This window comes from Cupriavidus sp. WS (assembly GCF_000395345.1).
Taxonomy (GTDB): Bacteria; Pseudomonadota; Gammaproteobacteria; order Burkholderiales; family Burkholderiaceae; genus Cupriavidus; species Cupriavidus basilensis_B.
On sequence record NZ_AQPL01000123.1, the window covers coordinates 23,103 to 48,632 of the forward strand.

Below are 25,530 nucleotides of genomic sequence, written 5' to 3' on the forward strand. Positions count from 1 at the left end.
CTTGACGGCAACCGCGGCCGCGAAGGTCGGCGCCGGCGCCAGGCCGGTCTCCAGCCGCCATGCCGCGCTGCGCGCCTTCCTGCGCAATCCGGCCGCCGTGGCGGGCGTGCTGCTGCTGGCGTTCATGCTCGTGCTGGCGCTCGCCGCGCCGCTGCTCTATCCGGGCGACCCGCTCGACATGGTCGCGCCGCCGCTGTTGTGGCCGGGTCATGACGCGGCCTTTCCGCTCGGCAGCGACTCGCTGGGCCGCGACGTCATCGCCGGCATCGCCCACGGCGCGCGCGTGTCGCTCGCCGTGGGCGTGGTCGCCGCGGTGCTGAGCCTGCTGATCGGGGTGCTGGTCGGGGCAAGCGCCGGCTACTTCGGCGGCCGCATCGACGACGCCCTGGTACGCATCACGGAGCTGTTCCAGACGATGCCGTCGTTCCTGTTCGTGATCGTGGTGGTGGCCATCGGCCAGCCTTCCGTGCCGGTGATCGTGCTCGCGATCGGTCTGGCCTCGTGGCCGGTGATCGCGCGGCTGGTGCGCGCCGAGTTCCGCGCGCTGCGCGAGACGGAGTTCGTGCTCGCCGCGCGCAGCCAGGGCTTCAGCCACGCGCGCATCATCTTCCAGGAGATGCTGCCCAACGCGTTACCGCCGGTGATCGTGACGACGTCGGTGCTGGTGGCCAGCGCCATCCTCATCGAGTCGGCGCTGTCCTTCCTCGGCATGGGCGATCCGAACGCGGTGTCCTGGGGCAGCATGATCGGCCAGGGCAGGGAGCTGCTGCGTACGGCGTGGTACCTCACGGCGCTGCCGGGCGCGGCCATCGTGCTGACGGTGCTGGCGCTCAACCTCGTGGGCGACGGGCTCAACGATGCATTCAACCCGCGCCTGAGGGGGCGCCACTGACATGGCGGCAAACCACATCAACCAAGACCCGCCGCTGCTCGACGTGCGCGGCCTCGATGTCTTCTTCCACGGATCGAATGGGCCGATCCAGGCTGTCCGCGGGCTGGACCTGACCTTGCGGCGCGGCGAGACGCTCGCGCTCGTTGGCGAATCCGGCTGCGGGAAGTCCACCACGGCGCTCGCGCTGCTGCGCCTGCTGGCGCCCGGCGCCGCGCTGCGCGGCAGCATCCGTTTCGATGGCCGCGACATCCTCGCCTTGTCTCCCGCCCAGCTGCGCGAAGTGCGTGGCCGCGAGATCGCCATGATCTTCCAGGAGCCGATGACCTCGCTGAACCCCGTGCACACGATCGGCGCGCAGATCGGGGAGACGCTGCGCAGGCACGAAAGGCTTTCGGCCCCGGTGGCCCGCAGGCGCGCCATCGAACTGCTCGACCTGGTGCGCATTCCCGAGCCACACCGGCGTATCGATGACCACCCGCACAACCTGTCCGGCGGCCAGCGGCAGCGCGTGATGATCGCGATGGCGGTGGCCTGCAATCCGCGCCTGCTGGTCGCGGACGAACCCACGACCGCGCTGGACGTCACCATCCAGGCGCAGATCCTCGCGCTGCTCGACGGCCTGCGCCGCGATCTCGACATGGCGCTGCTGCTCATCACGCACGACCTGGGCCTGGTCGCGCAATGGGCCGATCGCGTGGCGGTCATGTACGGCGGCGAGAAGGTCGAGGAGGGGCCGGCGGCGAGTTTGTTCGAGGCGCCCGCGCACGCATACACCAAAGGCCTGCTCGGCGCGTCGCTGCACGCGGGCAGCGCGCTGCATTATGCCGAGGCGCGGCTGCCCGAGATACAGCCTCGCCTCGATCCCGTCACCGGCGCGCGCGAGTTCGCCTTGCATGTGCCCGCGGCGAAGCCGCTCAGGCGTGTGCCGGCGGGCGCGCCGCTGCTGTCGGTACAGGCGCTGCGCACCGATTATTCCAAGCGGGGGGGCGGCGTGCTGCACGCGGTGGACGGCGTGTCGTTCGACATCCACGCGGGAGAGACCGTGGGACTCGTGGGGGAGTCGGGCTGCGGGAAGTCCACGCTGTCGCGCACGCTGCTGCGTCTCGTCGATCCGGCGGCGGGCCGCATCGTGTTCGACGGCACCGACATCGCGCCGCTCGCCGAAAAGGCGCTCAAGCCGTGGCGCCGCCGCGTGCAGATGGTGTTCCAGGACCCGTATGCCTCGCTGAACCCGAGGCGCAGCGTGTTCGACATCATCGATGCCGTGCTCAAGGTACATGGGGTGAACGACCGTGCCGAGCGGCGCAGCCGCATCGCGGCGATCCTGGAACGCGTGGGCTTGCCGGCCGATGCGGCGCGCCGTTTTCCCAATGAGTTCTCGGGCGGACAGCGCCAGCGCATCGGCATCGCGCGCGCGCTGGTGCTGCGGCCCTCCCTCGTGGTGCTCGACGAGCCCGTGTCGGCGCTGGACGTGTCGGTGCAGGCGCAGATCCTGAACCTGCTGGTGGAGCTCAAGGAAGACTTCGGGCTCTCGTACCTGTTCATCTCGCACGACCTTTCGGTGGTGCGCTATATCGCCGACCGCGTGATGGTGATGCATCAGGGAAAGATCGTCGAGACCGGCAGCCACCGCGAGATCTGGGACCGGCCGCAGCATCCGTACACGCGCAGCCTGATCGCGGCCGTGCCGGGCGCGCAGCAGCGCAAGGCGGCGTGATCGCCCTGCCACGGGCATCCGCCGCCGGAGATCCGCAAGCGCCTGCCGGCCTGACGGCCGGCAGGCCGGCGCCTACTTCTTCGGCGCGTCCACCCACACGTCCGCCAGATTCGACTCCACGCCGTCCGCCGTCAGCGAATGGTCATGCACGCGCTGGTTGGCGATCGTGATGAACATCGGCTGGTAGAGGTTCAGGTCCGGCACGTCGCGCGCCACGGTGTCCTGGAACGTCTTGAACAGCTTCAGGCGCACGGCGGGGTTGTTTTCCACCGCCGCGTCCTCCAGGAGCTTGTCCACCACCGGGTTCTGGTAATGCGTGCCGTTGGAAAAGGGCACGCCCTTGATGAAGTTCTTCGACCAGTACAGCCGCTGCACGCCCACGGTCGGGTCGAACAGGTTGCTCGCGCCGTTGGTGGTGAACGCGAAATCGCGGTCCGTGTAGATGCGCTTGATGAACGCGCTCGGATCCTGCGAGCGTACCGTCACCGCGATACCCACGCGTGCCAGCGCCGCGCGGAGGTAGTCCGCCAGGCGCGCACCGTCGCCGGCGATGGGGTTGTAGTCGAGCGGCACGCTGAAGCGGACGCCGCCGGCCTTCTTCGGATAGCCTGCCTCGTCCAGCAGCGTATTGGCCTTCTTCAGGTCGAGCGCGTAAGGCGAGGGCGCCGGATCGTGGAAGGCCTTGAGGCCCGGCGCGATCGGCGAGTAGCTTACCTGGCCATAGCCGTAGTTCACGACCTTGACGATGACGTTTCGGTCCACCGCGTGGGCCACGGCCTGGCGCACCTTCTCATTGCGGAAGTACTCGTTGTCGAGGTTGAACTCCAGCCGCGTGACATTCGACGAGTAGCTGTTGCCCTTGGTCTCGAAGCGCAGCGAGGGCACCTTCTTGAGACGGTCGAGGTCGGCCAGCGGCACCGGTGTGCGGTAGCCGAGGTCCACCGCGCCGGTCTCGAACGCCACGGCGGCGGCGGCGGGGTCGGTCACGAAGCGTACGATCAGCTGGTCGACGAAGGGCTTGGGCTTGTCCCAGTAGTCGGGGTTGCGTTCGTACACGATGTGGCTGCCGCGCACCCATTCCTTGAACCGGAACGGGCCGGTGCCGATGGGCGCGTTGTTGTTCGGATTGCTGGCGGGATCGGTCCCCTCGTAGAGATGGCGGGGCACGATGGGCGTCTCGGTCGCGACCAGCGCGCGGATGAGGTACGGCGCGGGCCTGGACAGCCGCAGGATGGCGGTGTACTTGTCGGGCGTGTCGATGCCGACGAGGTTGGCGAACGTGTTGCGCCCGCGCGGGTGGATCTTCTTCAGCAGTTCGATGGAGTAGGCGACGTCGGCCGACGTGAAATCCTTCCCGTCATGCCATTTCACGCCGTGACGCAGCGTGAACGTGTAGGTCAGGCCGTCGGGGCTGATCGCCCATCTGGTGGCCAGTTGCGGCTGCGGGTTGACGTCGTAGTCGTACTTCAGCAGGCCTTCGGTCACCTTGGCGCTCACGCTCAGGATGGGCGTGGCGACGTTGCCGATGGTGACGAGCGCGGTCGGCTCGCTGGTGGACAGCAGCGTGAGCGTGCCGTTGTGGTTGGGTGGCGCGGCGAAGGCGGCGCCGCCGGCATTGGCCGCGAGGCCGATGGCGAGCAGCGTGGCGAGGAAGGTGCGACGCAGGGGCAACGAGGGCTTCAGGAGGTGCATGGAGTAGGACGCAGGATCAAGGTGGAAATGAGTCAGGAGGTGGCTTCGGCCGGCATGTCGTCATCCGTCTTTGCCACCAGGGTTTCGGGCGAAACCAGCCCCTCGCGCAGGTCGCGCGCCGCCAGCGCGGGGTCGCGCCCGGCGGGGTCGCCAAGGCCGCCGCCGCCCGGCGTCTCGACGATCAGGCGGTCGCCGGCCGGCACGACCTGGCGGCCCTTGGCCCGCAGCGTGGCGCCCGAGGCCAGCCGCAGCCGGCCAGGCGCGCCATCGCCGCCGCCGAGCGCGCCGCGCGCGGGGTTGGCCACGCGGTCGAACGCCGCCGCGATCAGCATGGCCGCGTCCTCGCGCGCATGGCGTACCTCGATCACCTGGCCAAGGCCGCCGCGCGTGGCGCCGGTGCCGCCCGAGCCGATGCGGAACTCCTTGCGGTCGAAGATGATCGGGGCCTGGGTTTCCAGGATTTCGAGCGAGACGTTGCGCACGCCGCTCGGATAGGCCGTGACCGAGAGGCCGTCCTTGCCGGGCCGCGCGCCGGTACCGCCGGTGGAGAAACTGATCACGTTGAAACGCTCGCCGCGGCGCATGGCCTCGGCATCGGCCTGGCTTGCCCCTGCCAGCACCTCGCCGCCAACGAGCTGCAGGTTCCACAGCGACGAAGCGCCCTCGGCCGGCACGCGATCCGCCCGCGCCTGGCGGAGCGCGCCGAACACGGCGTCGGGCAGCAGTTGCCCGAGCACGTGGCGCGCCGTCACGGCGGCGGGATGCAGCGCGTTCAGGATGCAGCCGGCGGGCGCCTCGACGCGGATCGGCGCCAGCGATCCGGCATTGTTCGGCACGTCGGGCCCGACCAGGCAGCGGATGCCGAACGAGGTGTAGGCGTCGGTGTAGGCCTTGGGCACGTTGATGCCGCGCGCCACGCTGCCCGAGGTGCCGGCGTAGTCCACCGTGATGCCGTCGTCGGCGATGGTCACCGAGACCTGCAGCGTGATGGGCGCGTCGTAGCCATCCGCTACCAGGGTGTTGTGCCAGGTCCCGCGCGGCCAGCCGCGCAGCGCGTCGCGCATCGCCCGGGCCGAGCGCGCGATGACAAATTCGCCCAGTTCCTCGAGATCGGATAACTTGAACTCGCGCAACAGCGTGCGCAGCCGCCGGCCGCCGACCTCGTTGCACGCGATCAGCGCGAAGAGGTCGCCCTCCACCTGCTCCGGGTCGCGCACGTTGGCGCGGATGATGGCCCGCACGGCCGGGTCCACCGTGCCGCGGCGCACGAAGCGCAGGATGGGGAGGAACAGGCCTTCATGGTAGATCTCCAGGCCGTCCGGGCTGGAGCCGATGCCGCCGATGTCCACCACATGCAGCGTGGAGGCGAACAGCGCCACCGGGCGCGCCGTCCCCGGCTCGCCGTCATCGCGCTCGCCGTGGTGGAAGACGGGCGTGACCATCGTCATGTCGAACAGGTGGCCGGTGCCTTTCCACGGATCGTTGGTGAGGAACACGTCGCCGTCTTCCATCGTGTCCGGCGGAAAGCGCCGCAGGAAGTGCTTGACCGATTCGGCCATCGAGTTGACGTGGCCCGGCGTGCCGGTCACGGCCTGCGCGATCATCCGGCCATCGGGCAGGAACACGCCGGCCGACAGGTCGCCGGCCTCGCGCGTGGGGGTGCCGAAGGCCGTGTGGATCAGCACCTGCGCCTGTTCCTCGACCACGGAGAGCAGACGGTTCCAGGCGAGTTGGTGGCGGATGAGCCGGCCGGGTCGGGCGGCCTGACCGGACGGACTGGTCGGGACGTCAGCCAGTGTCCTGGCAGCGGATGTCTTGCTCATGCGGCGGTTCCTGCGGGATCTTTGGTAGGGGTGGCGGCGTGCTTCGTGACCAGGCCCGCCTCGATGTCTCGCGCGAGCAGGGCGGGGTCACGCTCGGCGGGATCGCCAAGGCCGGCGCCGCCTGGCGTCTCGACCACCAGCACCTCGCCGGCCGGAATGACCTGTCGGCCCTTGCCGCGCAGCACGGTACCGGCGTGTCGGAGCCGAGCCGTGCCGGGCGCGCCGTCGCCGCCGCCGAGCGCGCCGCGCGCGGGAAAGCGCACGCGGTCCCAGGTGGCGGACAGCACCATCGGATCGCCGTCGGCGTTCTCGATTTCGATGACCTGTCCGAGGCCGCCGCGCGACGCGCCGACGCCGCCCGAGTCCGGGCGGTACTCCTTGCGCCGGAACAGCAGCGGCGCCTGCGTCTCGAGGATTTCGAGCGACACGTTGCGCACGCCGCTCGGATAGGCCGTGGCCGAGAGACCGTCCTTGCCCGGGCGCGCGCCGGTGCCTCCGGTGGAGAAGCTCACGATGTTGAAGCGTCGCGCGCGGCGCAGAGCGTCGTTCGGCCCGCCCTCGATCGGCTGGCCGCCGAACAGGCGAACGTTCCAGAGCGACGAGGCGCCTTCGGCGGGCACGCGGTCGGGCCGCGCCTGGCGCAGCGCGCCGAATACCAGGTCGGGCAACATCTGGCCGATCGCCGCGCGCGCGGCAACGGCGGCGGGCGGCAGCGCGTTCACGATGGAGCCTTCCGGCGCCACGACCCGGATGGGCGCGAGCGAGCCCGAGTTGTTGGGCACGTCGGCGCCGATCAGGCAGCGGATGCCGAACGAGGTGTAGGCGTCGGTGTAGGCCTTGGGCACGTTGATGCCGCGGGCGATGCTGGCCGAGGTGCCCGCGAAGTCGACCACGATGCCGTCGTCCGACACCGTGATGGCCGCATGGAGATCCAGCGGCGAGTCATAGCCGTCCACCGTCATGTGGTTGTGCCAGGTACCCTTGGGCCATGCGCGCAGCGCCTCGCGCATGGCCAGCCGCGAACGTTCGATGATGTAGTCTCCCTGCGCCTGCAGGTCGCCGAGCCCGAACTCGCGCAGCATGCGCCGCAGTCGCGTGGCGCCCACGGCGTTGCAGGCCACCAGCGCGTGGAAGTCGCCCTCCACCTGGCCGGGCTCGCGCACATTGGCGCGCACGATGTCCAGCACCGCTTCCTCGATCACGCCCTCGCTGACGAAGCGCAGCGGCGGCAGGAACAGTCCCTCCTGGTAGATATCCAGCGCATCGGGGCCGGCATTGACGCCACCGATGTCGACCACGTGCACGGTGGAGGCGAACAGCGCGACGAGGCGCTTCGCGCCGTTTTCTCCATCGCCGTCGCCATCCCCGTGGAAGACCGGCGTGAGCATGACCACGTCGAACAGGTGCCCGGTTCCCTTCCACGGATCGTTGGTGACGTAGACATCGCCGTCGCGCATGGTTTCCACCGGAAACGCGCGCAGGAAATGCAGCACGGAATCGGCCATCGAATTGACGTGGCCCGGCGTGCCGGTCACGGCCTGCGCGATCATCCGGCCATCGGGCAGGAACACGCCGGCCGACAGGTCGCCGGCCTCGCGCGTGGGGGTGCCGAAGGCGGTGCGGATCAGGGTCTGGGCCTGTTCTTCCACCACCGCGAGCAGGCGGCTCCAGACCAGTTGCTGGCGCAGCGCCTGACGGCCAGCAGCGTTTGTCATACGGCCTCCGCTTCGGCCGCGGGCGCGCGCTGCCGGCGCGCGGCGGTGGTGTCGTCGAGCACCAGCGCGCCCAGCTTGCTCACGCGCGCCTCGAAGCCCGAAATGACGTGCGTGGTCGTCTCGTCTTCCACCACCAGTGCCGGGCCTTCGATCCACTTGCCCGCGCCGAGCGCGGCACGCTCGAAGACTGGCACCTCGCTCCACTGCCCGGTCTCCGCGTCGTACAGCCGCCGGGTGCCGGAGGGCTGGGCGCGGTGCGCGTCGGCCACGATTTCGTCCGGCTCGGGCGCCGCGCGCCCGCCGGCTTCCACGGCGACCGACCAGCTCACCGCCTCCGCCGCGATGTGCGGCAGGCTGCGGCCGTAGAGCGCGGCATAGCGCGCCTCGAAGCGCTCGTGCAGGGCCTTGCCGCTGGCCACGTCGAACGGGCCGTCCGGCAGTTCCACGGGAATCTCGTGGCCCTGGCCCGCGTACCGCATGAAGGCCTGGCGATGGCGTACCAGCGAAGCGCCCGGCGCGGCGCGCAGCACCACGTCGTCAGCGGTGGCGGTGAGTTCGGCAAGCAGCTTGTCCACCGCCGCGTGGTCGATGCGATCGAGCCGCTGCGCGAGGCTGCGTACCGTCTGGTAAGCCACCGGTGCCCACAGGAAGCCCAGCGCCGAACCCACGCCGGCGGAATTGGGGATCACCAGCCGCGCCACGCCCAGCTTGCGCGCCAGCAGTGCGGCATGCAGCGGCGCGGCACCACCGAAGGCAATGACGGTGCTGTCTTCCGCCACCTTGCCGAGCTCGGAGGCATGCACGCGCGCCGCGTTGGCCATGTTTTCCGTGACGATCTCGATCACGGCCTGCGCGGCCGGCTCGATGTCGAGGCCCGTTTGCGCGGCCAGGCCCCGCAGCAGCGCCTCGCGTGCGCGTTGCGGGTCCAGCCGCACCTTGCCGACCGCGAAGCGCGCCGGGTCGATGGTGCCGAGCGCGGCGTGCGCATCGGTCACGGTAGGCAGTTCGCCGCCCAGCCCATAAGCCGCCGGGCCGGGCGAGGAACCCGCGCTGTCGGGGCCGACCTGGACCACGCCAAGGTGGTTGACGCGCGCGATGGAGCCACCGCCGGCGCCGATTTCCACCATCTCGATGACCGGGATGCGGATCGGCAGGCCGGAGCCCTTGAGGTGCCGGTGCACGCGACCGAACTCGAAGCTGCGGCTCACCTGTGGCTGGTAGTCGTCGATGAAGCAGATCTTGGCCGTGGTGCCGCCCATGTCGAACGACAGCGCGCGCGCGGCGCCGATCTGCTCGGCGACCTGGCGTGCGAGCACCGCGCCGCCGGCGGGGCCGGATTCGACCAGGCGCACCGGTTCGTCGATGCCGGCCTGCAGCGTGGTGATGGCGCCGCCCGAGGTCATCAGGAACGGCTCGGCGCGCAGGCCGCGCGCGGCCGCCCCTTCCTGCAGGCGGCGCAGGTAGCCCGCCACCTGCGGCTGCACGTAGGCGTTGGCGCTGACGGTGGACAGTCGCTCGTACTCGCGGATCTCGGGGCATACGTCCGAGGCCAGCGACACCCACAGGCCGGGTGCGTGCTCGCGCAGCAGGTCGCGCACGCGGCGCTCGTGCGCGGGATTGGCGTAGCCGTGCAGGAAGCAGACGGCCACGCTCTCGATGCCGTCGGCCAGCAGCCGCCGTGCCAGCTCGACCACCTGCGCCTCGTCGAGCGGCGTGATCACGCGGCCGGCCGCATCGGTGCGCTCGACCACGCCATGACGCCAGTGGCGCGGAACCAGCGGCGCGGGCTTGTCGAGGAACACGTCGTACTGCGCGAAACGGTCTTCGAGGCCGATTTCCACCAGGTCGCGGAATCCGTGCGTGGTGAGCAGCGCGGTAGGCGCGCCTTTGCGCTCGATCAGCGCGTTGGTGGCCAGCGTGGTGCCGAGGATCAGCAGGTCGACGTCGGCCCAGCCGGCACCTGCCAGTCGCAGCACTTCTTCGACGCCGCCGAGGACGGCTTGCTCCGGCGCCGTCGGCGTGGTGAGTACCTTCAGCGTGTGCTTCTCGGTGCCGCGCAGCAACACCACGTCGGTAAAGGTGCCGCCGACGTCGACGGCGACACGCAGGCGCGGGTCATGCGCGGCGGAGGGGGAGGGGAGTTGCGAAGACATGAGGGAGAAGCTCTTTGAAAGGGTCGGCGCTCGAATCCGCTTGGCGCCGGCCGGCGACGCAGATGCAACCGCGCTGGCGGCGCACGCTTTCGCCACGGCACGCGCCGTGGGGCAGGGCCATAAGCCACGCGGAGGAAACCGATCATGTTGCGCGCGTGCGGCGGCCTGGGCAACGAACGCGTTCGACTATCGTTATGCGCTGCGCTGCGCTGCACTGCGCGGCCCGCGGCACCCGGTGGCCGGAGCGGCGGCGCGCGCCTGCCATCGGGCGGCGCGAGGCGGCCGTCCTATCCCGCCGGCTGCTCGTCGTAGCCAGGCGGCGCGACGAAGCCGCCGTAGGCCTGTTCCAGCAGGTGCGCGAAGTGCAGGGTGGTGCGATCTTCGAGGTAAGGGCCAACGGCTTGCGCGCTGATGGGCAAGCCTTGCGCATCGAGTCCGAGCGGAAAGCTGGTGGCCGGCAGTCCTGGCAACACCGGCAGGCCCGCCCAGTAGAACAGGTCGAGGAAGCGGACCTGGCGGGTGCCGTCGGCGAACTCGACCGGGAACGTGCGCGCGTCCTTCGGTTCGCGCTGGTCGTGCGCGAAGGCCGGCAACGGCGCCACCGGCGTCACCACCACGTCGAAGCGTCCGAACAGGCGCTCCCATTGGTGGCGCAGTGCGAAGCGCGCTTCGTTGTCGCGCAGCCAGTCGGCATGACGCAAGGCCGGCGCGCGCAGCCAGGCGGCATCGGCGCTGTCGTCATCAGGCGAGAGTGCCGCAAGGCGTTGGCGCGCGGCCTCGCTCTGCGCGGGCGGCGACGCCAGCGAGGAGCCCAGCAGGCTGCGGTACACGCGGTGCTGCAGCACCAGATCGGGCAGGAGGCCGGCCGGCACGTCGGCGATGTGGCTCACTTGCGTGCCCTGAGTGCGCAGGCGTTCCACGAGGCGCTCCACCACCTGCTGCTCGTGCAGGCTGCGTTCGGTGCCCGGCCACTGGTCGATGACCAGCACCCGGAAGTCCCGCAGCCGTGCGTGGCGCGCAGGCGGCAGCGCGACCTTCCAGGCCTTGGCGGCGATCGGCTCGCGGTTGAGCAGCAGGTCGAGCGCCAGCTCCAGGTCGGCGGCGGTGCGTGCCAACGGACCGGCCACCACCAGGTCGCGGTCCGCCAGGCGGCCCGAGGGCACGCCGGTGCCGCCCAGCGCGACCAGGCCCGCGGTCGGCTTGTGGCCGTAGACGCCGTTGAAGTGCGCGGGAATGCGGATCGAGCCGCCGATGTCGGTCCCCAATTCCAGGGAGACATAGCCAGCCGCCAGCGCGGCCGCCGAACCGCCCGACGAGCCGCCCGGGGTACGTGCAAGATCCCATGGATTGTTGCTCGTACCGTGGATGGCGTTATAGCTCTGCAGGTCGGCCAGCGCGAGAGGAACATTGCTCTTGCCGACGATCACGGCACCGGCCTCACGCAGTGCCGCGACGGCCAGCGCGTCGGTTGCGGCGACGTTGTCGGCATAGGCGGGGTTGCCGTTGCTGGTGACAAGTCCGGCCACGTCGAACGATGCCTTTACCGTGATCGGCACGCCTAGCAGCGGCTGGCGTTCGCCGCGAGCCAGGGCAGCGTCGGCCGCGCGCGCGTCGGCGCGGGCTGCTTCGTCGTTTCGCACGACGACGGCGTTGATCGCTCCGTCGAGGCGGTCGATGCGCGCCAGTACGTGTTCGAGCAACTCGACAGCCGTTACGTGGCCGTCAGCGAGCGCCTGGGCCTGTGCGCTCGCGCTCGCAAAGGTCAGCGCCTGCAAGCGAGACTGCTGGATGTCCTGCGTCGTCATGCTGGATCCCCGGGTGTCGGCATTCATTTGCGCGGCTCGATCCAGGCGTCCGAGAGATCGCCCGCCATCAGGTCGATGCTGTTATTGAGGTTGTGTACGCGCACGCTGTACACCTGGACAAATGGAACGGTGACAAGCGGCAGCACCGGCAGGTCGCGCCCGACGATCTGCTGGATCTGCTTGAAATGACTTGCGCGCCTGCCAGGGTCGACCTCCACGGCCGCCTGGCGAAATAGCTCGTCGACCTGCGCATTGACATAGTGCGAGCCGTTGATCCAGACCAGCGGGTTGCGCACACCGTCGCCCCAGTAGATCCGCTGCACGCCCACTGTCGGGTCGAACAGGCGTCCGAGGCCGTTGATATTGATGTCGAAGTCGCGCGTGGTGTAAACGCGTTTCAGAAAGGTGGGAAGGTCGCCATCCACGACTTCCACCTTGATGCCGACGCGGCCGAGCGCCGAGCGCAGATAGTCCGTGGTCCGCTTGAATTCCGCCCCGGGGATGTAGCTCAGTCGGAGGGCAAAGCGCTGGCCCGTGGCCGGCTTCGGATAGCCCGCCTCGTCAAGCAACCGGTTCGCCGCCGCGACATCGAACGGGTACTGGAAGGTACTGTCGTCATAGTAGTCAGACAAGACGCGCGGAACAGGGGAGTTCACCAGCTCTGTGCGCTGGTAGTAGATGGCATTCCGGATGAAGTTGCGATCGATGGCCTGTGCAATGGCGTGGCGTACCTTGACGTTCGCCAGGATTGGATTCTCTACATTGAATTCCAGGAATGACGCGTTGTTGAGGAAGCCATCGTACGTGTCGTCCGTCCTCAGCTTCGGGTTCGCGGCCAACCGCTCCAGGTCAGCCAGTCCGACCCCCTGTGCCGCATCGACCTCGCCGGTTTCCACCGCGGTCGAAATAGCGGCCGGATCTCGCATGAACTTCAGGATCACCCGGTCGAGGTGCGGATAGCCCTTGCGCCAGTAGTTCGGATTCTTGCGAAGCACCACGTGGCTGCCGCGTACCCACTGCTCGAATAGGAAAGGCCCGGTGCCAACAGGCGCATTGCTGTTCGGGCTGCTTAGCGGCGCACCGTCACCATAGCGATGCGCAGGCACGACGGGCAGCTCGGCAGACGACAGCGCCTTGAGGAGAAAGGGCGCCGGTTTCGACAGGACAATGACCGCGGTAAGCGGGTCAGGCGTGTCGACGCGCTCCACATTGGCCAGCGTGATGCGTCCGCGCGGCCCCTGCTTTTTTTGCGCAAGCACCGAGTACCGGACGTCCTCGGCGGTGAAGTTGGTGCCGTCGTGAAATTTGACGCCCGGCCGAAGCTTGAAGGTGTACTTCAGGCCATCGGCACTGACTTGCCAGGCCGTAGCCAGTAGCGGCTGGGGGTTGAACTTCGCATCGTAGCGAAGCAAGCCTTCCGTGATCTTGCCGCTGACGTTGCGATTGTCGGTCTTTGTGTCAAGAAAGGAGACGAGTGCCGTAGGCTCTTGCGAGAGGGCGTATGTCAGTGTGCCGCCTTCCACGGGGGACTGTGCATTGCTCGGCGCAGTGACAGCGAGTGGCAAGGCTGCGAGCACGAGATGAAAATACAGGCGGTCGAACTTGAGAGTCCTAAGCAAGGATGGGAGCATGACATGCAGCGTGGATCGCAGCGTCGTTGAATAGGCATTCGATTGTCTTGGAATTTCGCGAACGCACTTAGCATTTGTTCGCGCATTGAAATGCGACGCGGCTGCATGTCAACATGCAGCCGCGATCAAATGGCGCTGGACCGGGTAGGCGCAGCGAGAGCGGTGCGAATGGGGTGTGATCTCGCGCTGTGTGGCCTGGCTACGGCACGCGGTGCGTCATATGCAAGAGGATTTTTCGTCTGTCGAGCCGCGCCGGGGTTGGGTTTCAGTTCCGGATTGCATATTTAACATAAGGCTAATTATGCGTGCATCAGATGTACAGGCTAAATTAGAAATGTCGTACCCCAAACGGCCCCAGATCTAGCCGAAAGCCGCCATGCAATCACCTAAGCCCTACTTGTCGCCGTAATGCAGGCGACAGGCGATGATGGTCAGTTCGTCGTCGCTGGCGAAATAGACCAGGCGGTTGGTGTCGTCGATGCGGCGCGACCAGTAGCCGGACAGATTGCCTTTCAGGGGCTCGGGCTTGCCGATGCCCTCGAACGGCTGGCGTTGTGCGTCCTGGATCAGCGCGTTGATGCGCTTGAGCGTCTTCTTGTCCTGGCCCTGCCAATACACATAGTCTTCCCGGGCGTCAGGCGTGAAGGCCAGCGGGCGCGTCATTCAGCGTCCGGGTCGATCAGGTCGTGCTTCTCGGCCATGCCGGCGTGGTGCTGCTGAATCGAGCGCATCAGGCGCCCGGCGTTGGCCGGCGAGTTGAGCAGGTGCATCGTTTCCATCCAGCTGTCGTACTGCTCCTGCGACATGATGACGGCATTGGGTGCGTCGCGTCGTGTGATCAGCACGGCGTCGTGATCGGCGATGGCCTGGTCGATGACTGCCTTCAGGTTGTTGCGGGCATCGGAGAAATGAACGGTGCGCATGGCCTCCCTCCGTCAGACTTGTTCAATTAACGGAACAAGTCTAGCACCGGGAAGTTCGGCATCGCAGTTGAAATATCCAAATCCGGACACCACACCACCCCCACAAAAACAACCGCACCCCGGAGGTCGACCGACCATCCGGGGTGCGTTGTCCTGCGTCGGCCTTCTTACTTGCCGGGCGAGCCGACCTCGGTGGGGTCGCCAGGCGCGGCGAAGGCATTCAGTTCACCGGCCACCGCCGCCTTATAGGCCGGCGCCGAGGTGGAAACGCCGTCCCAGACCGCCGAGGTGTTTGCCGTTCCGCCGAACGCGGTGCCGGCATGGCTGGCCGCGGTGAACGTCACGCCGGTGGAAGGCGCCGAAGTCGGGACGCTGACCGTCGATCCGTCCGCCTGCGTCGTCGTGACCGCCGAGCCCTTGTAGTTGAAGGCCGTTACCACCTTGCCCTGCTGGTCGAAGAGAACCACCATGTCCTCCTTGCCCAGGCCGATGCCCTTGGCGCCCATTGCGATGACCGGCGTGGTCGCATCCAGGCCCCAGGCCGTCTTGAACGCGGTGGCGTCAGTCGTGTTGACCACGACCAGGCGCCCGCCCGCGGGAATGACCGTGCCGGAGGGGAACAACTCGAAGTTGTTGGCATCCGTGGCGGTCGCGTGGTCGTCGCTCCACTTCCAGCCGGACAGATCGGCCACTGCCGTGCCGTAGTTGTAGATTTCGAAGAAGTCGACGCCGGAGGGCGTGCTCTCGTTCGAGTTCACTTCGCTGACCAGCACGGTCGGGACCACGGGTGCCAGCGAGACGGTGCTGAAATTGAATGCCGTGGGCGAACTGATGCCGTCGAAGGCATTGCCCGAGGTATCCAGGACGGCACCGGCATCCACGCGGACATCGTAGTTGATGCTGTTCTGCAGCGGGGTGCCGGGCGTGACGATGACCGACGAGCCGCTGAACTTGACCTGCGCCGTGTCGGTGACCGGAATCGTGCGCGTATCGCCGGCGCTTTCGATCACGATGTTGCCCACTCCCCTGCTCACCGTCTCGTTGAAGTTCAGCGAGATCGAGGCGTTCGCGGCGACATTGGTGGCATCGTCGGCCGGCATGGTGCTGGCGAGCTGGGGCGCCACGTGGTCGGCTTCGCCCACGGTGCTGAAGGACAGCGCGGCGGCATTGGAGATGGCCGGCGCGCCGTTGATGACGCCATCGGCGTAGCTGATGGTGTACTGGGAGCCCGGCGCCAGATCGACGGCGGGATTGATCTTCACGACCTTGCCGCTGATGGTCACCTGCGCGTCGCGCACGGGAATCTTGCGGACATCCTTGGCGCCGTTGCTGAGGACCACGAAGCCGTCGCCGGCGGTCACGTCCTGCGGGAAAGTCAGGTAGAGGTTGCTGCCGACGCCGACCGCGTCCTTGTTCTTGGTCGGCGTGAAGACGGCCAGTTCGGGACCGGTGCCATCGCCCTTCTCGCCCACGGCGTAGAGGTTGCCGGCCGGGTCCATCGTCACGCCTTCGTTCTGGGCGGCGCTGCCCACCGCCAGGCTGCTGTGGACGTTGCCGGCCCGGTCGACCTTGACGACTTCGCCGTCGGGCCCGCTGATGACGACGAGGTTGTCATAGTCGGGCGCCGTCGACGGCAGGATGTTCGACAAGGCAAACACGTCGTTGTGCGAGGACAGCCCGGTCTTGGTGGGATCGAACAGGTCGACCGAATTGTCGGTGGTCGGCGAGCCGTTCGACGCCGTGCCAGCCGCGAAATCGATCGTGGTCTGGAACAGCCCGATGGGCTGCTTTTCCTTCGCGAAGATGTAGCCGCCCGTCATCGGGTCGTAGCTGACCCCTTCCAGGCCGATGTTGCCAATGGTCGTGCCCAGCTTGACGGTCTTCGCGCCGGTGCCGTCCAGAACGGTGTTGGGAACGTAGCTGAACTGGTCGACTTGCCGGAAGCGCTCTTCCACCAGCACGAACTTGTTGCCGCCGACCCAGGAGATGCCTTCGGTGTCGTAGAAATACGTGCCCTGCGGCTTGGTCGCGTCGGCGGCCAGTTGCATGGAGTCGATCAACTGGCCCTGCTTCGTGACCTGCGTGATCGAGGTGCCGCCATCGCCGATGACGAACAGCGTCCCGGTGTCCTGGTTGTAGGTCACGCCGGACGCCTCCGCGGCCAGCAGGTTGGCTCCGGTCCCTACCGGCAGCGCGTACTTGCCCGTCGAGTAGTAGTTCTCCAGCTCGTAGGTATCTTGCGCAGCCGCGAAGGAAAGCGCCGGCGCGCTGGCCGCGGGAGTCTGGGCGCTGGGGCCTGCCGGGGAGGAGGACGGGGAGTCACTGCCGCACGCGCTCAGGGCAAGCGCGAGCGCGGTCAAGGGGAAGACCAGTCTCCGGGTTTTGAATTGTTTTTCTGGGGTTGCCATAGTCGGGATGGGAGCGGTTGTTACAATTAGAAACAGGCATATTAATGGTCTTATATGTCACTTTTGCTTCAGGGAAACAGAATGGCGCCCGACCGCCTGAAGCCCGCCTGCCTGAGTGGCCGCCTGACTGGGGACACAACGGAAGACCGGCAACGCAGTGAAACCGCTCCCATCCCGCTCCCATCTTGGTCGCATCAGGCCCGTGTCACCACCGCCCTGCCCCCCCCACGACGGCGCCCGGATGCCCCGGCCACCAATGCCCGCCTCGCCAAGTGTGCAGCACGCCATATTTGTCAACTCCACCTTTGGCGGGGTATCAGGTCGAAAACCGTTGCGCGAGACTCGACGCCGCCTGGCATTGGCCTGACAGCCCGTGCCGGCCGGAGCGCATGCCAGAGCCAAGGGAGTCAAGGGTCGGGAACCTCCCGGTGTGCGCGACAGAAATCAACCAGATAAGAGACATTCAGGGATGAAATCGAAACTTGTTTTGGCGGGGCTGGCGGCTGCCGTGCTTTCCGCGTGCGGCGGCGGTTCGGGGGATAGCGCAGCAACTGCGCCTGCGCCCATTACCACCAAGGTCAGCGGCACTGCCGCGGTGGGCGCGGCACTGGCCAACGTCACCGTGCAGGCCAAGTGCGCGGTGGGCGGCGGCAGCGCCACGACGGCCGCCGACGGCACCTTCACGATCAACATCGCCGACGCCAAGCGCCCCTGCGTGCTGAGCGCGGTGGCGCCGGACGGCACGGTGCTGCATTCGGTGGTGGAAGCCGGCACGGACACCAGCGTGGTGGCCAACATCACGCCGCTGACCGAACTGGTCACGGCCGCGCTGGCGCAAGGCAGCACGAGCACGTTCTTCGACCAGTTCGACGCCAATGCCCAGGCGCGGCTGACCGCCGCCAACCTGTCGACCTCGACCGATACCGTGCGCCTGGCGCTGACCGGCCTGGTCGACATCTCCGGCACCGACCCGCTCAAGGGCGCGCTGGTGGCGGCCAGCGGCGGCAAGGCCGGCAACGCGCTGGACCAGTTGCTGGACCAACTGGCCGCGCGCCTGGCGACATCCAAGGCCACCGTGGCCGACCTGTCCACGGCCATCGGCAGCAACGCGGGCCCGGTGGCCATCGGCACGATCCTGCAGAAGGCCTCCGCCACCTGCGCGGGCCTGCGCACGGGCAAGTATTTCGGGCTGCGTTCCGGCTACTTCTCCTCGCTGACCGTCGATGCGGACGCGCTGACCCTGACGGACAATTCGCCGCTGACCAGCATGATCTCGGCTTCCGTCGTGAATCCGACGTGGCCGCTGGCGCCGGCCGTGAACGATGCCTGCCGCTTCGACGTCACCGGCACCCCTTCCAGCCTGCTGGTCTCGAAATCGGGCGTGTCGCTGCTGATCCCGAGCGCCGGCGCCGTGGCGGCGCCGAATGGCCTGCTGGGCTTCGTCGTGCCGGCACAGCAGCTGCCGCTGGCCGACCTCGCCGGCAACTGGAATGCGCTGGCTTTCCAGAGCGCCGACAACGGCAACACGTACGGTACGTCACGCCTGACCTTCACGCTGGACGCCAACGGCAAGATGACGGCCGCTTCGAGCTGCGACGACGATAACGCCTGCACGAGCTGGGGCGCCGGCGAGCTGGCCACGCTCACGGCCAACAACGACGGCTCCTTTGCGGCGACCAGCAACGCCGGCACTGGCCGGGCGGCGGCGTTCAAGGGCACGGACGGACTGGTGTCCGCGGTGATCGGCCAGTCGAACGGCCTCATCGTCGCCACCAAGCAGGTCGTGCGCGCCCTGCCCGTTGCCGGTTCGACCAACTCGTACTGGGACTATGTGGCATTTGCCGACCTCGCCAGCCAGTTTGGCGTCTGGAGCACCACGATCACCAGCGTCGATCCCAAGACCAGCACGTACACGCGCACCCGCATCGACGACAAGCGCGTCGACGCCTGGACGCAGAACGTTCCGGTAAACGGCCTGCGCTATCGCGCCAAGGGCAGCGCCGCGGACGAACTGATCGCGATGTCGCTGGGCAACACCGGCGTGGGCGTGAACATCGGCCTGCACGTCACGAAGCCGTACCTCGACATTTCGGTGAATCGTCCGTGATGTCCTGCCCGGCGGCCATGCGCCGCCGGGCGGATTCCACATGGACAGGCTGGACAGCCCGCTGCGAAGCGGGCTTTTTTTTCGCCGGGCCGGCGCGGACCGCGCTAGTCCTCGGAAAGCTCGCAGAAGCGCAGGCGATTGCCGAATGGATCCGCCACCTGCAGTTGCCGTCCCCAGCCGAGGGCTTCGATGGCGGGCTTCGCATATCGATACGGCTTCGATTCCAGTTCGCGATGGAGCGCATCGATGTCATGGACCGGCACGAACACCGTCGATCCGGGCGTCGCGTCGCCGTGGTGCTCGCTCAGGTGCAGCGTCAGGCCGGAGCGCCTGACCTGCATGTACAGCGGAAAGTCGTCGCCGAACCGATGCTCCCACTCCAGCGAGAAGCCGAGGTAGTCCAGATAGAACTCCCTGGCCTTGTCGATCGAGAAGATGCGGAGGATCGGGATGGCGGCGGACAGATTCATGGCTTCAGCGGATCGGGAGACTGGCGGACTGGCGGACTGGCGGACTGGCGGACTGGCGGACTGGCAATGATGGATGCGCGCCGGGAACCTGCAAAGCCCGGGCAGCGCCCGGGCGCCCGCGCCCGGTCTTGCGTCACCTGCCTGCCTCATCGTTCTCCCAGCTGCCGCAGCCGCGCCCTCAGCGTCTCGATCTGCTCCAGCAGGTCGAGTACCACGGCGGTGCCGCCCACGCTCAGTTCGAGGTCGTGCATCAGCCGCAGCGCCGTGCGCGTGCGTTTCAGGGCCGAGCCGTCGAAGCGCCATTGGCGCGGGTCCTCGCCATGCGCGGGGATCACGCCCTCCGCCACCAGCGCGGCCACCTGATCCGTTTCGGCCCGGCAGGCCACGCTCAGTTCGACCAGCGTGAACTGGACCTCTTGCTCCACGAGAACGCCCTGCAAGCCGGGCATGCCGTTATCGCTCATCGCATCAAGCCTCCAGTGAACGGCGCGGGGCAAAGCCGTCGAAGGTCTTCGCCATCTCCCGGTAGGCTGCCTTCGCCTTGTCCGTGTCCGCCGGCGGCAGGGCGATCGACAGCACCGCGTACAGGTCGCCGGGCTGGCCGCCGGGAATGCCCTTGCCCTTGAGCCGCAGCTTGCGGCCCGACGCCGAGCCGGGCGGCAGTTTCATCTGCACGCTGCCGTCCGGCGTGGGGATGATGACGTCCGCGCCGAGCGCGGCTTCCCAGGGCGCCACCGGGATGTCGACGTAGACATCGCCGCCGTCCACGCGGAACAGCGGGTCCGGCGCGAACGCGACTTCGAGGTACAGGTCGCCGGCCGGCGCATCGCCGATGGCGGGGCCGCCCTGCCCGGCGAGCCGCAGGTGCTGGCCGCCGCGGATGCCCTTCGGGATGCTCACGTCCAGCTGCCGCTCGCGCATGCGCACGTGCCCGTCCGCGTCCATCTGCGGCACGCGCAGCGAAATGGTGCGGCGGGCGCCCCGGTAGGCGTCGCGCAGGTCGATCTGCACCTTGGCGTGATGGTCGCTGCCGGCCATGTGCGTGCCACGCGCGCCGCGCGCGCCGGCCGCGCGGGCGCCGAACAGCGTCTCGAAGAAATCGCTGTGGTCCATGTCGGCGCCGGCATAGCCATCGCCGCCGCTGTACTCGAAGCCGCTGTCCCAGCCCGGCGGCGGGGTGAACTCCCGGCCGGACTTGTAGCGCGCCTCGACGTCGTCGTAGGCGGCTCTTTTCTCGCTGTCCTTCAGCGCCTCGTATGCCTCGGCCACGTCCTTGAAGCGGGCCTCCGCATCGGGTTCCTTGTTCAGGTCGGGGTGGTACTTGCGCGCCAGCTTGCGATAGGCACGCTTGATGTCGTCCTGCGTGGCCGTGCGCTCCACGCCCAGCGTCGCGTAGTAATCCTTGAACTCCATGCGGGCTCCCGGCAAGGGACTGCGAGATGCGGCCGGCACTCGCGGCCGGCATCCGCTCAAGTATAGCCAAGGCTCGGGGCGCGGCGTGTGATTCTCTCGTGGCGGGGCGCGCGCCCCGCCTTCCCCGGCGGCTTGCCGGTCATGCCAGCGCATGACCGCGGCAATCCGCGCCGGGGGCGCTACGCGGGGTATTACTTGCTCAGCGCGGGTTCGCTGGCGGGGACTTCGATCGGCTTGCGCGGCTTCTTGCGGCCGCGCCACACCGAGTACGTGACGCCGAGCAGCAGCAGCGCGGAGGCGACGACGAAGGTGCAGCTGATCGGGCGCTGCACGAAGATCATCATGTCGCCGCGCGACAGCAGCAAGGCGCGGCGGAAGTTCTCTTCCACCATCGGCCCCAGCACGAAGCCGAGCAGGATCGGCGCCACCGAGAACCCGAGCCACATGAACAAGGCCCCGATCAGGCCGAAGGCCATGACTTCCCAGATCTGGAACAGGCTGTTCTGCGTGCTGAAGACGCCCACCACGATAAAGAACATCGCCGAGGGGAACAGGTAGCGGTACGGCACCTGCAGCAGCTTGACCCACACGCCGATCAGCGGCACGTTCAGCACGATCAGCAGCACGTTGCCGATCCAGAAGCTGGCGATCAGGCCCCAGAAGATGTCCGGGTGCTCGCCGATCAGCTGCGGGCCGGGAGAGATGCCCTGGATCATCAGCGCACCGAGGATCAGCGCCATCACCGCGTCGCCGGGGATGCCCAGGCTCATGGTGGGGATGAAGTCCACCTGCGTCTTGGAGTGCGACGAAGCCTCCGGCGCGGCCACGCCCGCGATCATGCCGGTGCCGAATTTCTCCGGCGTCTTGGAGATCTTGCGCTCGAGCGCATAGGCGATGAAGGTGGTGATGGTGGGGCCGGTGCCGGGCATGGCGCCGAACACGGTGCCCACGCCGGTGCCGCGCACCATCGGCCAGAATGCCTCCTTCAGCTCGGCCATCGAGGGCCGCATGTCGCGGATGCGCAGCGAGCCCTTGTTGTGCACCACCGCCATGCGGTTGACGTTGAGCAGGAAGTCCGCCACGCCGAACAGGCCCATCGCGATGGCCACCAGTTCCAGGCCGTCGCTCAGCTCCGGGATGTCCAGCGCGAAGCGGAACGTGCCGGTGTTCACGTCGGTGCCGACCACGCCGCAAAGCAGGCCGAACAGCGTCATCGCCACTCCCTTGAGCGGCGAGCCGCGCGACATGGTGGAACCCGCCAGCAGCCCCAGCAGCATGATCGAGAAGATCTCGGTCGGGCCGAACTTGAACGAGATTTCCGTCAGCAGCGGCGAGGCGAAGATCATCACGATGATGCCCACCGAGGCGGCGAAGAACGAGCAGATCATGGTGATGCCCAGCGCCGTGCCGCCCTTGCCCGCCCGCGTCATCGGGTAGCCGTCGAGGCAGGTCACCGCGTGCGGCGGATGCGAAGGCAGGTTGAGCAGGATCGCGCCGATGGCGCCGCCGTACTGCGAGCCGTAGAAGATGCCGGCCAGCATCAGCACCGCGGGCACGGGGTGCATCGCGTAGGTCAGCGGCAGCAGGATGGAGATCGCCGACAGCGCGCCCATGCCGGGCAGCACGCCGATCAGGTTGCCGACCAGCACGCCGAAAAAGGACCACATCAGGTTCGTGCCCTGGAAGGCAACGCCGAAGCCGAACCACAGGTCATGCAAAGCACTCGAGACCATGATGATCAGCCTCCCCAGGTAAACAGCGGCAACTGCAATTGCAGCGCCCACCAGAACACCACCGCGGCGATGACGCACATCGCCAGCGCCAGCACGATGGCCTGCTTGATCGTGTTGCTGCGATCGCCCAGCGCCGAGATGAACACGATCGCGAACGTCGCGGGAATCAGGCCGCCGTACTTGCCCAGCAGCAGGAACGCCAGCACGCCCAGCACGATGCAGACGCAGCCGCGCAGGTCGGGCAGGCCGTGGCTGTGGTCATGCCCCGGCACCGGCGCCGCCGCGGCCTTCTCGCCGCGCGCGGACAGCGCGATCATCACGCCGACCAGCGCCAGCAGCGTGCCCACAGCGACCGGAAAGAAGCCGGGCCCCATGTGGGCCAGCGTGCCGGTGCGGTATTGCAGCCCGGCCGTGACCGAGGCGAGCCCGACCAGCGTCATCAGGGCGCCGCCGTAGTAGTCCTTCTTGAATTGGGAGGGTGTGCTCATTGCGCGGCTCCCCGGATCGCTGGCAGCGAGGGGGGCGCCGCCGGCCGTGTGGCCGCGGGGCGGTATGTGTGGGTGTCTTGGTACATAGGCTGGTCCTTTCGTCTCCTATTTCTGCACCACCGCGCCGCGAATGAATCGCGGATGCCGTGGCGTGTGGAGACTCTATGAACGCAGCCTTCCAAACCGCTTACCGTCGCCTTGCATTCGGCTTTCGTCCGAATGAAATTCCGGGGAAAAATCAATGTTTCTACTTTGTACAAATTCCGATACAAAATAGATCACTACATGACGCATGCGCGGACGGAACTTTCCGGCGGCGGGCCCATACACGGGCGGCCCGCGCGCCGCGCCTACGCGACCTGCTCCAGCAGCGCGATGATCTCCTCCGGCCCCGTGAACTTGCGCGGATTGCTGTGCGTCCAGCGGTCCAGCAGCGCGTTCCTCGCCACCAGCTCGAAGTCCTTGCGCTCCACGCCGACCTTGTGCAGCCGGTTTGGCATCTCCAGCGCGTCGATCAGCTCGGCCACGAGGTCGGCCGTCTCGCAGTTCGCGTCGCCCAGCGCCGCGCTCAGCAGCTTCTGCTTTTCCTCCGTCACCGGCTTGTTGAAGCGCAGCACGCCCGGCAAGGTCACGCAGGTGCAATGGCCGTGCGGCACGTGGAAGGTGCCCGCGAGCACGTGGCCGATGCCGTGGCTGGCGCCCATCGGCACCAGCGACCACATGCCCATCTGCGACAGCCACATGCCGGCCTGCGCGTCGGCGCGCGCTTCCATGTCGCCGGGGTCCTTCCGGGTGCGCTTGAGCGCATCGGGCAGCGTGCGCAGCGCCTGCAGCGCGGTGCCGTCGACGAACGGGCTGCCGTAGGGCGAACAGAACGACTCCACCGCGTGGTCGACCGCGCGCATGCCGGTGGACAGCCACAGCCCGAGCGGCGTGTGCCGCGTCAGCACCGGGTCGAACACCACCGTGCGCGGAATCATCAGCGGGTTGCGGATGCTCTGCTTGAGTTTCCTGACCGGGTCGTTGGAGCCGCCGCTCTGGTGGAACTCGCCGCCCGACAGCGTGGTCGGCACCGCAATCTGGCGCACCTTCGGCCCGCGGAACACCGGCGCCTCCACCACGCCCGTCACCGGGTCCGTCTTGAGGCGGAACGGCTCGAACTGGTCCAGCTCGGTGATGTCGTGCTCCAGGCACAGCTGCACGTTCTTGCCGGCGTCGGTGATCGAGCCGCCGCCGACCGTCACGATCAGGTCGGCGTCCGCCGCGCGCGCGACCGCCGCCGCGCGCAGCACCGCATCGCGCGGAATGTGCGCGGGGATGTCGTCGTGGATGGCGGCGAACCTCGGGCCCAGCGCGTCGCGCAGCTTGCCGATCTCGTCGGTCTTGTTGTTGAGCGTGTTGCTGACCAGCAGGAACACGCGGCGCGCGCCGAGCCGCTCCACTTCCTCCAGGACCACCTCGACGAACGGCCGCCCGAAAAATACCCGTTCCATCGGCGGAATGCTGAATGAACCTTGTCTCATCGTGATCCTTCGTTATGTTGGCCGGGCAACCCGGCGGTGGCATGACACGGCACGAAGCCGCCCCGGCCGGGCGCTGGCGCCCGGCCTCGGTAAATCAGGAAGGGAAGGCCCGCGCGGCGGGCCGGCTCAGGTGGCCAGTTCGGTGGCCAATCAGGTGGCCGGTCGGGCGGCCGGTCAGGCAGCCAATACCGCCGCCTCGACGTTGCGCACCACGTTGAGCAGGCGCGGGCCCCACTTCTCCACCAGATCGCCGGGCGTCAGCTGGTAAGCTGGCCCGCAGCAATTGAAGCCCAGCACCGCGGTGCCGTCGGCCGAGCGGTAAGGCACGCCCACGGCGTTCACGTCGGTCTGCCATTCGCCCACGGACAGGCAGAAGCCCAGCTCGCGGAAGGACTTCAGGCCGGCTTCGAGCGAGTCGCGGATCTGGCCGAACTCGGACGGCGCGCGCTGCGACAGCTCGGCCAGCAGCCCTTCCCGCTCGTCCCCGGTCAGGCCGCAGTAATAGGCACGGCCCATCGCCGAGGTCGCCAGCGGCACGCGCGAGCCGATGTTGAGGCGGAAGTTCTGGTTGGCCGCGCTGGCCGCGTTCTCCACATAGAGCATGGTGTGGCGGTCGCGCATGCCGATGCCGACCGAGGCCGAGCAGCCATCGGCCAGCTCGCGCATCAGCGGCCGCGCCAGTTGCCGCACGCGCATGGCGCCCAGCACGGAGAAGCCCAGCGAGACCACCCGCGCGCCCAGGTAGAACTTGGCCTGCGCCTGCGCGTATTCGAGATAGCCGTTGGCCAGCAGCGTGTAGGCCAGCCGCGACACGGTGGCCTTCGGCAGCCCCGTGCGCTCGACCAGTTCCTGGATGCCGAGGAAGCGCTCCTGCGAGCGGAAACAATCCAGCAGCATCAGGCCGCGCGCGAGGGCGGAAACCTGGTCCTTGTCGGCGTCATCGGGGTCGGGGGTGGTCGCGGTCCTGGTGTTCACGCTGCGGATCTTTAAAATGGGACATGAGGTCCATTATATTCGGAAAAAATGGCAATGCAAGT

Annotated in this window: 19 protein-coding genes; 3 read left to right on the top strand and 16 right to left on the bottom strand. The window is 68.0% G+C overall.

Features of this window, described 5'->3' with window-relative positions; all coding sequences use genetic code 11:
* Position 1 precedes the first annotated feature (1 nt).
* Both K206_RS0111270 and K206_RS0111275 read left to right on the top strand, forming a co-directional pair.
* Positions 2–892 carry an ABC transporter permease gene (locus tag K206_RS0111270; RefSeq protein ID WP_020202516.1) on the top strand — a complete coding sequence of 297 codons (891 nt, stop codon included), beginning with the start codon at positions 2–4 and terminating at the stop codon, positions 890–892.
* A 1-nt stretch (position 893) separates the two neighbouring features.
* Positions 894–2,609, top strand: a complete 1,716-nt coding sequence (locus K206_RS0111275; RefSeq protein WP_020202517.1) for an ABC transporter ATP-binding protein — start codon at positions 894–896, stop codon at positions 2,607–2,609.
* A gap of 72 nt (positions 2,610–2,681) precedes the next feature.
* Here the strand turns inward: K206_RS0111275 and K206_RS0111280 are convergent, their stop codons facing one another.
* From K206_RS0111280 to K206_RS0111320, 9 genes are all read right to left on the bottom strand, one after another.
* Complete coding sequence (locus K206_RS0111280) at positions 2,682–4,301, bottom strand: ABC transporter substrate-binding protein (protein ID WP_020423749.1); 1,620 nt, start codon at positions 4,299–4,301, stop codon at positions 2,682–2,684.
* Positions 4,302–4,333: 32 nt separating this feature from the next.
* Positions 4,334–6,124 (bottom strand): hydantoinase B/oxoprolinase family protein, encoded by a 1,791-nt coding sequence (locus K206_RS0111285; RefSeq protein ID WP_081651373.1) that lies wholly within the window; start codon positions 6,122–6,124, stop codon positions 4,334–4,336.
* Positions 6,121–7,839, bottom strand: coding sequence for a hydantoinase B/oxoprolinase family protein (locus K206_RS0111290; protein WP_020202520.1), 1,719 nt, complete (start codon positions 7,837–7,839; stop codon positions 6,121–6,123). Before K206_RS0111290 ends, K206_RS0111285 begins: the two co-directional genes overlap by 4 nt.
* Positions 7,836–9,992, bottom strand: coding sequence for a hydantoinase/oxoprolinase family protein (locus K206_RS0111295; protein ID WP_020202521.1), 2,157 nt, complete (start codon positions 9,990–9,992; stop codon positions 7,836–7,838). Before K206_RS0111295 ends, K206_RS0111290 begins: the two co-directional genes overlap by 4 nt.
* Before the next feature lie 287 nt (positions 9,993–10,279).
* On the bottom strand, positions 10,280–11,824 hold the full coding sequence (locus tag K206_RS0111300; protein WP_231401593.1) for an amidase: 1,545 nt from the start codon (positions 11,822–11,824) through the stop codon (positions 10,280–10,282).
* The gene (locus tag K206_RS0111305; RefSeq protein ID WP_052165859.1) at positions 11,821–13,428 is read right to left on the bottom strand and encodes an ABC transporter substrate-binding protein; all 1,608 of its coding nucleotides are present in this window, start codon (positions 13,426–13,428) and stop codon (positions 11,821–11,823) included. Before K206_RS0111305 ends, K206_RS0111300 begins: the two co-directional genes overlap by 4 nt.
* A 393-nt stretch (positions 13,429–13,821) precedes the next feature.
* Entirely contained in the window at positions 13,822–14,091 is a 270-nt protein-coding gene (locus K206_RS0111310; RefSeq protein ID WP_020202524.1) for a Txe/YoeB family addiction module toxin, read from the bottom strand.
* Positions 14,088–14,351, bottom strand: a complete 264-nt coding sequence (locus tag K206_RS0111315; protein WP_020202525.1) for a type II toxin-antitoxin system Phd/YefM family antitoxin — start codon at positions 14,349–14,351, stop codon at positions 14,088–14,090. Before K206_RS0111315 ends, K206_RS0111310 begins: the two co-directional genes overlap by 4 nt.
* A gap of 167 nt (positions 14,352–14,518) precedes the next feature.
* Complete coding sequence (locus K206_RS0111320; protein ID WP_020202526.1) at positions 14,519–16,711, bottom strand: SdiA-regulated domain-containing protein; 2,193 nt, start codon at positions 16,709–16,711, stop codon at positions 14,519–14,521.
* A 517-nt stretch (positions 16,712–17,228) separates the two neighbouring features.
* Here K206_RS0111320 and K206_RS0111325 point away from each other — a divergent pair.
* The gene (locus tag K206_RS0111325) at positions 17,229–18,866 is read left to right on the top strand and encodes a hypothetical protein (RefSeq protein ID WP_029043498.1); all 1,638 of its coding nucleotides are present in this window, start codon (positions 17,229–17,231) and stop codon (positions 18,864–18,866) included.
* A 104-nt stretch (positions 18,867–18,970) separates the two neighbouring features.
* On the opposite strand, the gene K206_RS0111330 is transcribed toward K206_RS0111325, so the two are convergent.
* The 7 genes from K206_RS0111330 to K206_RS0111360 all read right to left on the bottom strand — a co-directional run bounded on the left by K206_RS0111330 (position 18,971) and on the right by K206_RS0111360 (position 25,468).
* Positions 18,971–19,336 carry a glyoxalase superfamily protein gene (locus tag K206_RS0111330; protein WP_020202528.1) on the bottom strand — a complete coding sequence of 122 codons (366 nt, stop codon included), beginning with the start codon at positions 19,334–19,336 and terminating at the stop codon, positions 18,971–18,973.
* A gap of 146 nt (positions 19,337–19,482) precedes the next feature.
* A complete protein-coding gene (locus tag K206_RS0111335; RefSeq protein ID WP_020202529.1) occupies positions 19,483–19,800 on the bottom strand; it encodes a chaperone modulator CbpM in 318 nt (105 codons plus the stop codon).
* A gap of 4 nt (positions 19,801–19,804) precedes the next feature.
* Complete coding sequence (locus tag K206_RS0111340; RefSeq protein WP_020202530.1) at positions 19,805–20,749, bottom strand: DnaJ C-terminal domain-containing protein; 945 nt, start codon at positions 20,747–20,749, stop codon at positions 19,805–19,807.
* 191 nt (positions 20,750–20,940) lie between these two features.
* On the bottom strand, positions 20,941–22,482 hold the full coding sequence (locus K206_RS0111345; RefSeq protein WP_029043499.1) for a tripartite tricarboxylate transporter permease: 1,542 nt from the start codon (positions 22,480–22,482) through the stop codon (positions 20,941–20,943).
* A 5-nt stretch (positions 22,483–22,487) separates the two neighbouring features.
* Positions 22,488–22,970 carry a tripartite tricarboxylate transporter TctB family protein gene (locus K206_RS0111350; protein ID WP_020202532.1) on the bottom strand — a complete coding sequence of 161 codons (483 nt, stop codon included), beginning with the start codon at positions 22,968–22,970 and terminating at the stop codon, positions 22,488–22,490.
* A 350-nt stretch (positions 22,971–23,320) separates the two neighbouring features.
* Positions 23,321–24,463, bottom strand: coding sequence for an iron-containing alcohol dehydrogenase (locus K206_RS0111355; protein ID WP_020202533.1), 1,143 nt, complete (start codon positions 24,461–24,463; stop codon positions 23,321–23,323).
* Between the two features lie 204 nt (positions 24,464–24,667).
* The gene (locus K206_RS0111360; RefSeq protein ID WP_020202534.1) at positions 24,668–25,468 is read right to left on the bottom strand and encodes an IclR family transcriptional regulator; all 801 of its coding nucleotides are present in this window, start codon (positions 25,466–25,468) and stop codon (positions 24,668–24,670) included.
* Positions 25,469–25,530 lie beyond the last annotated feature (62 nt).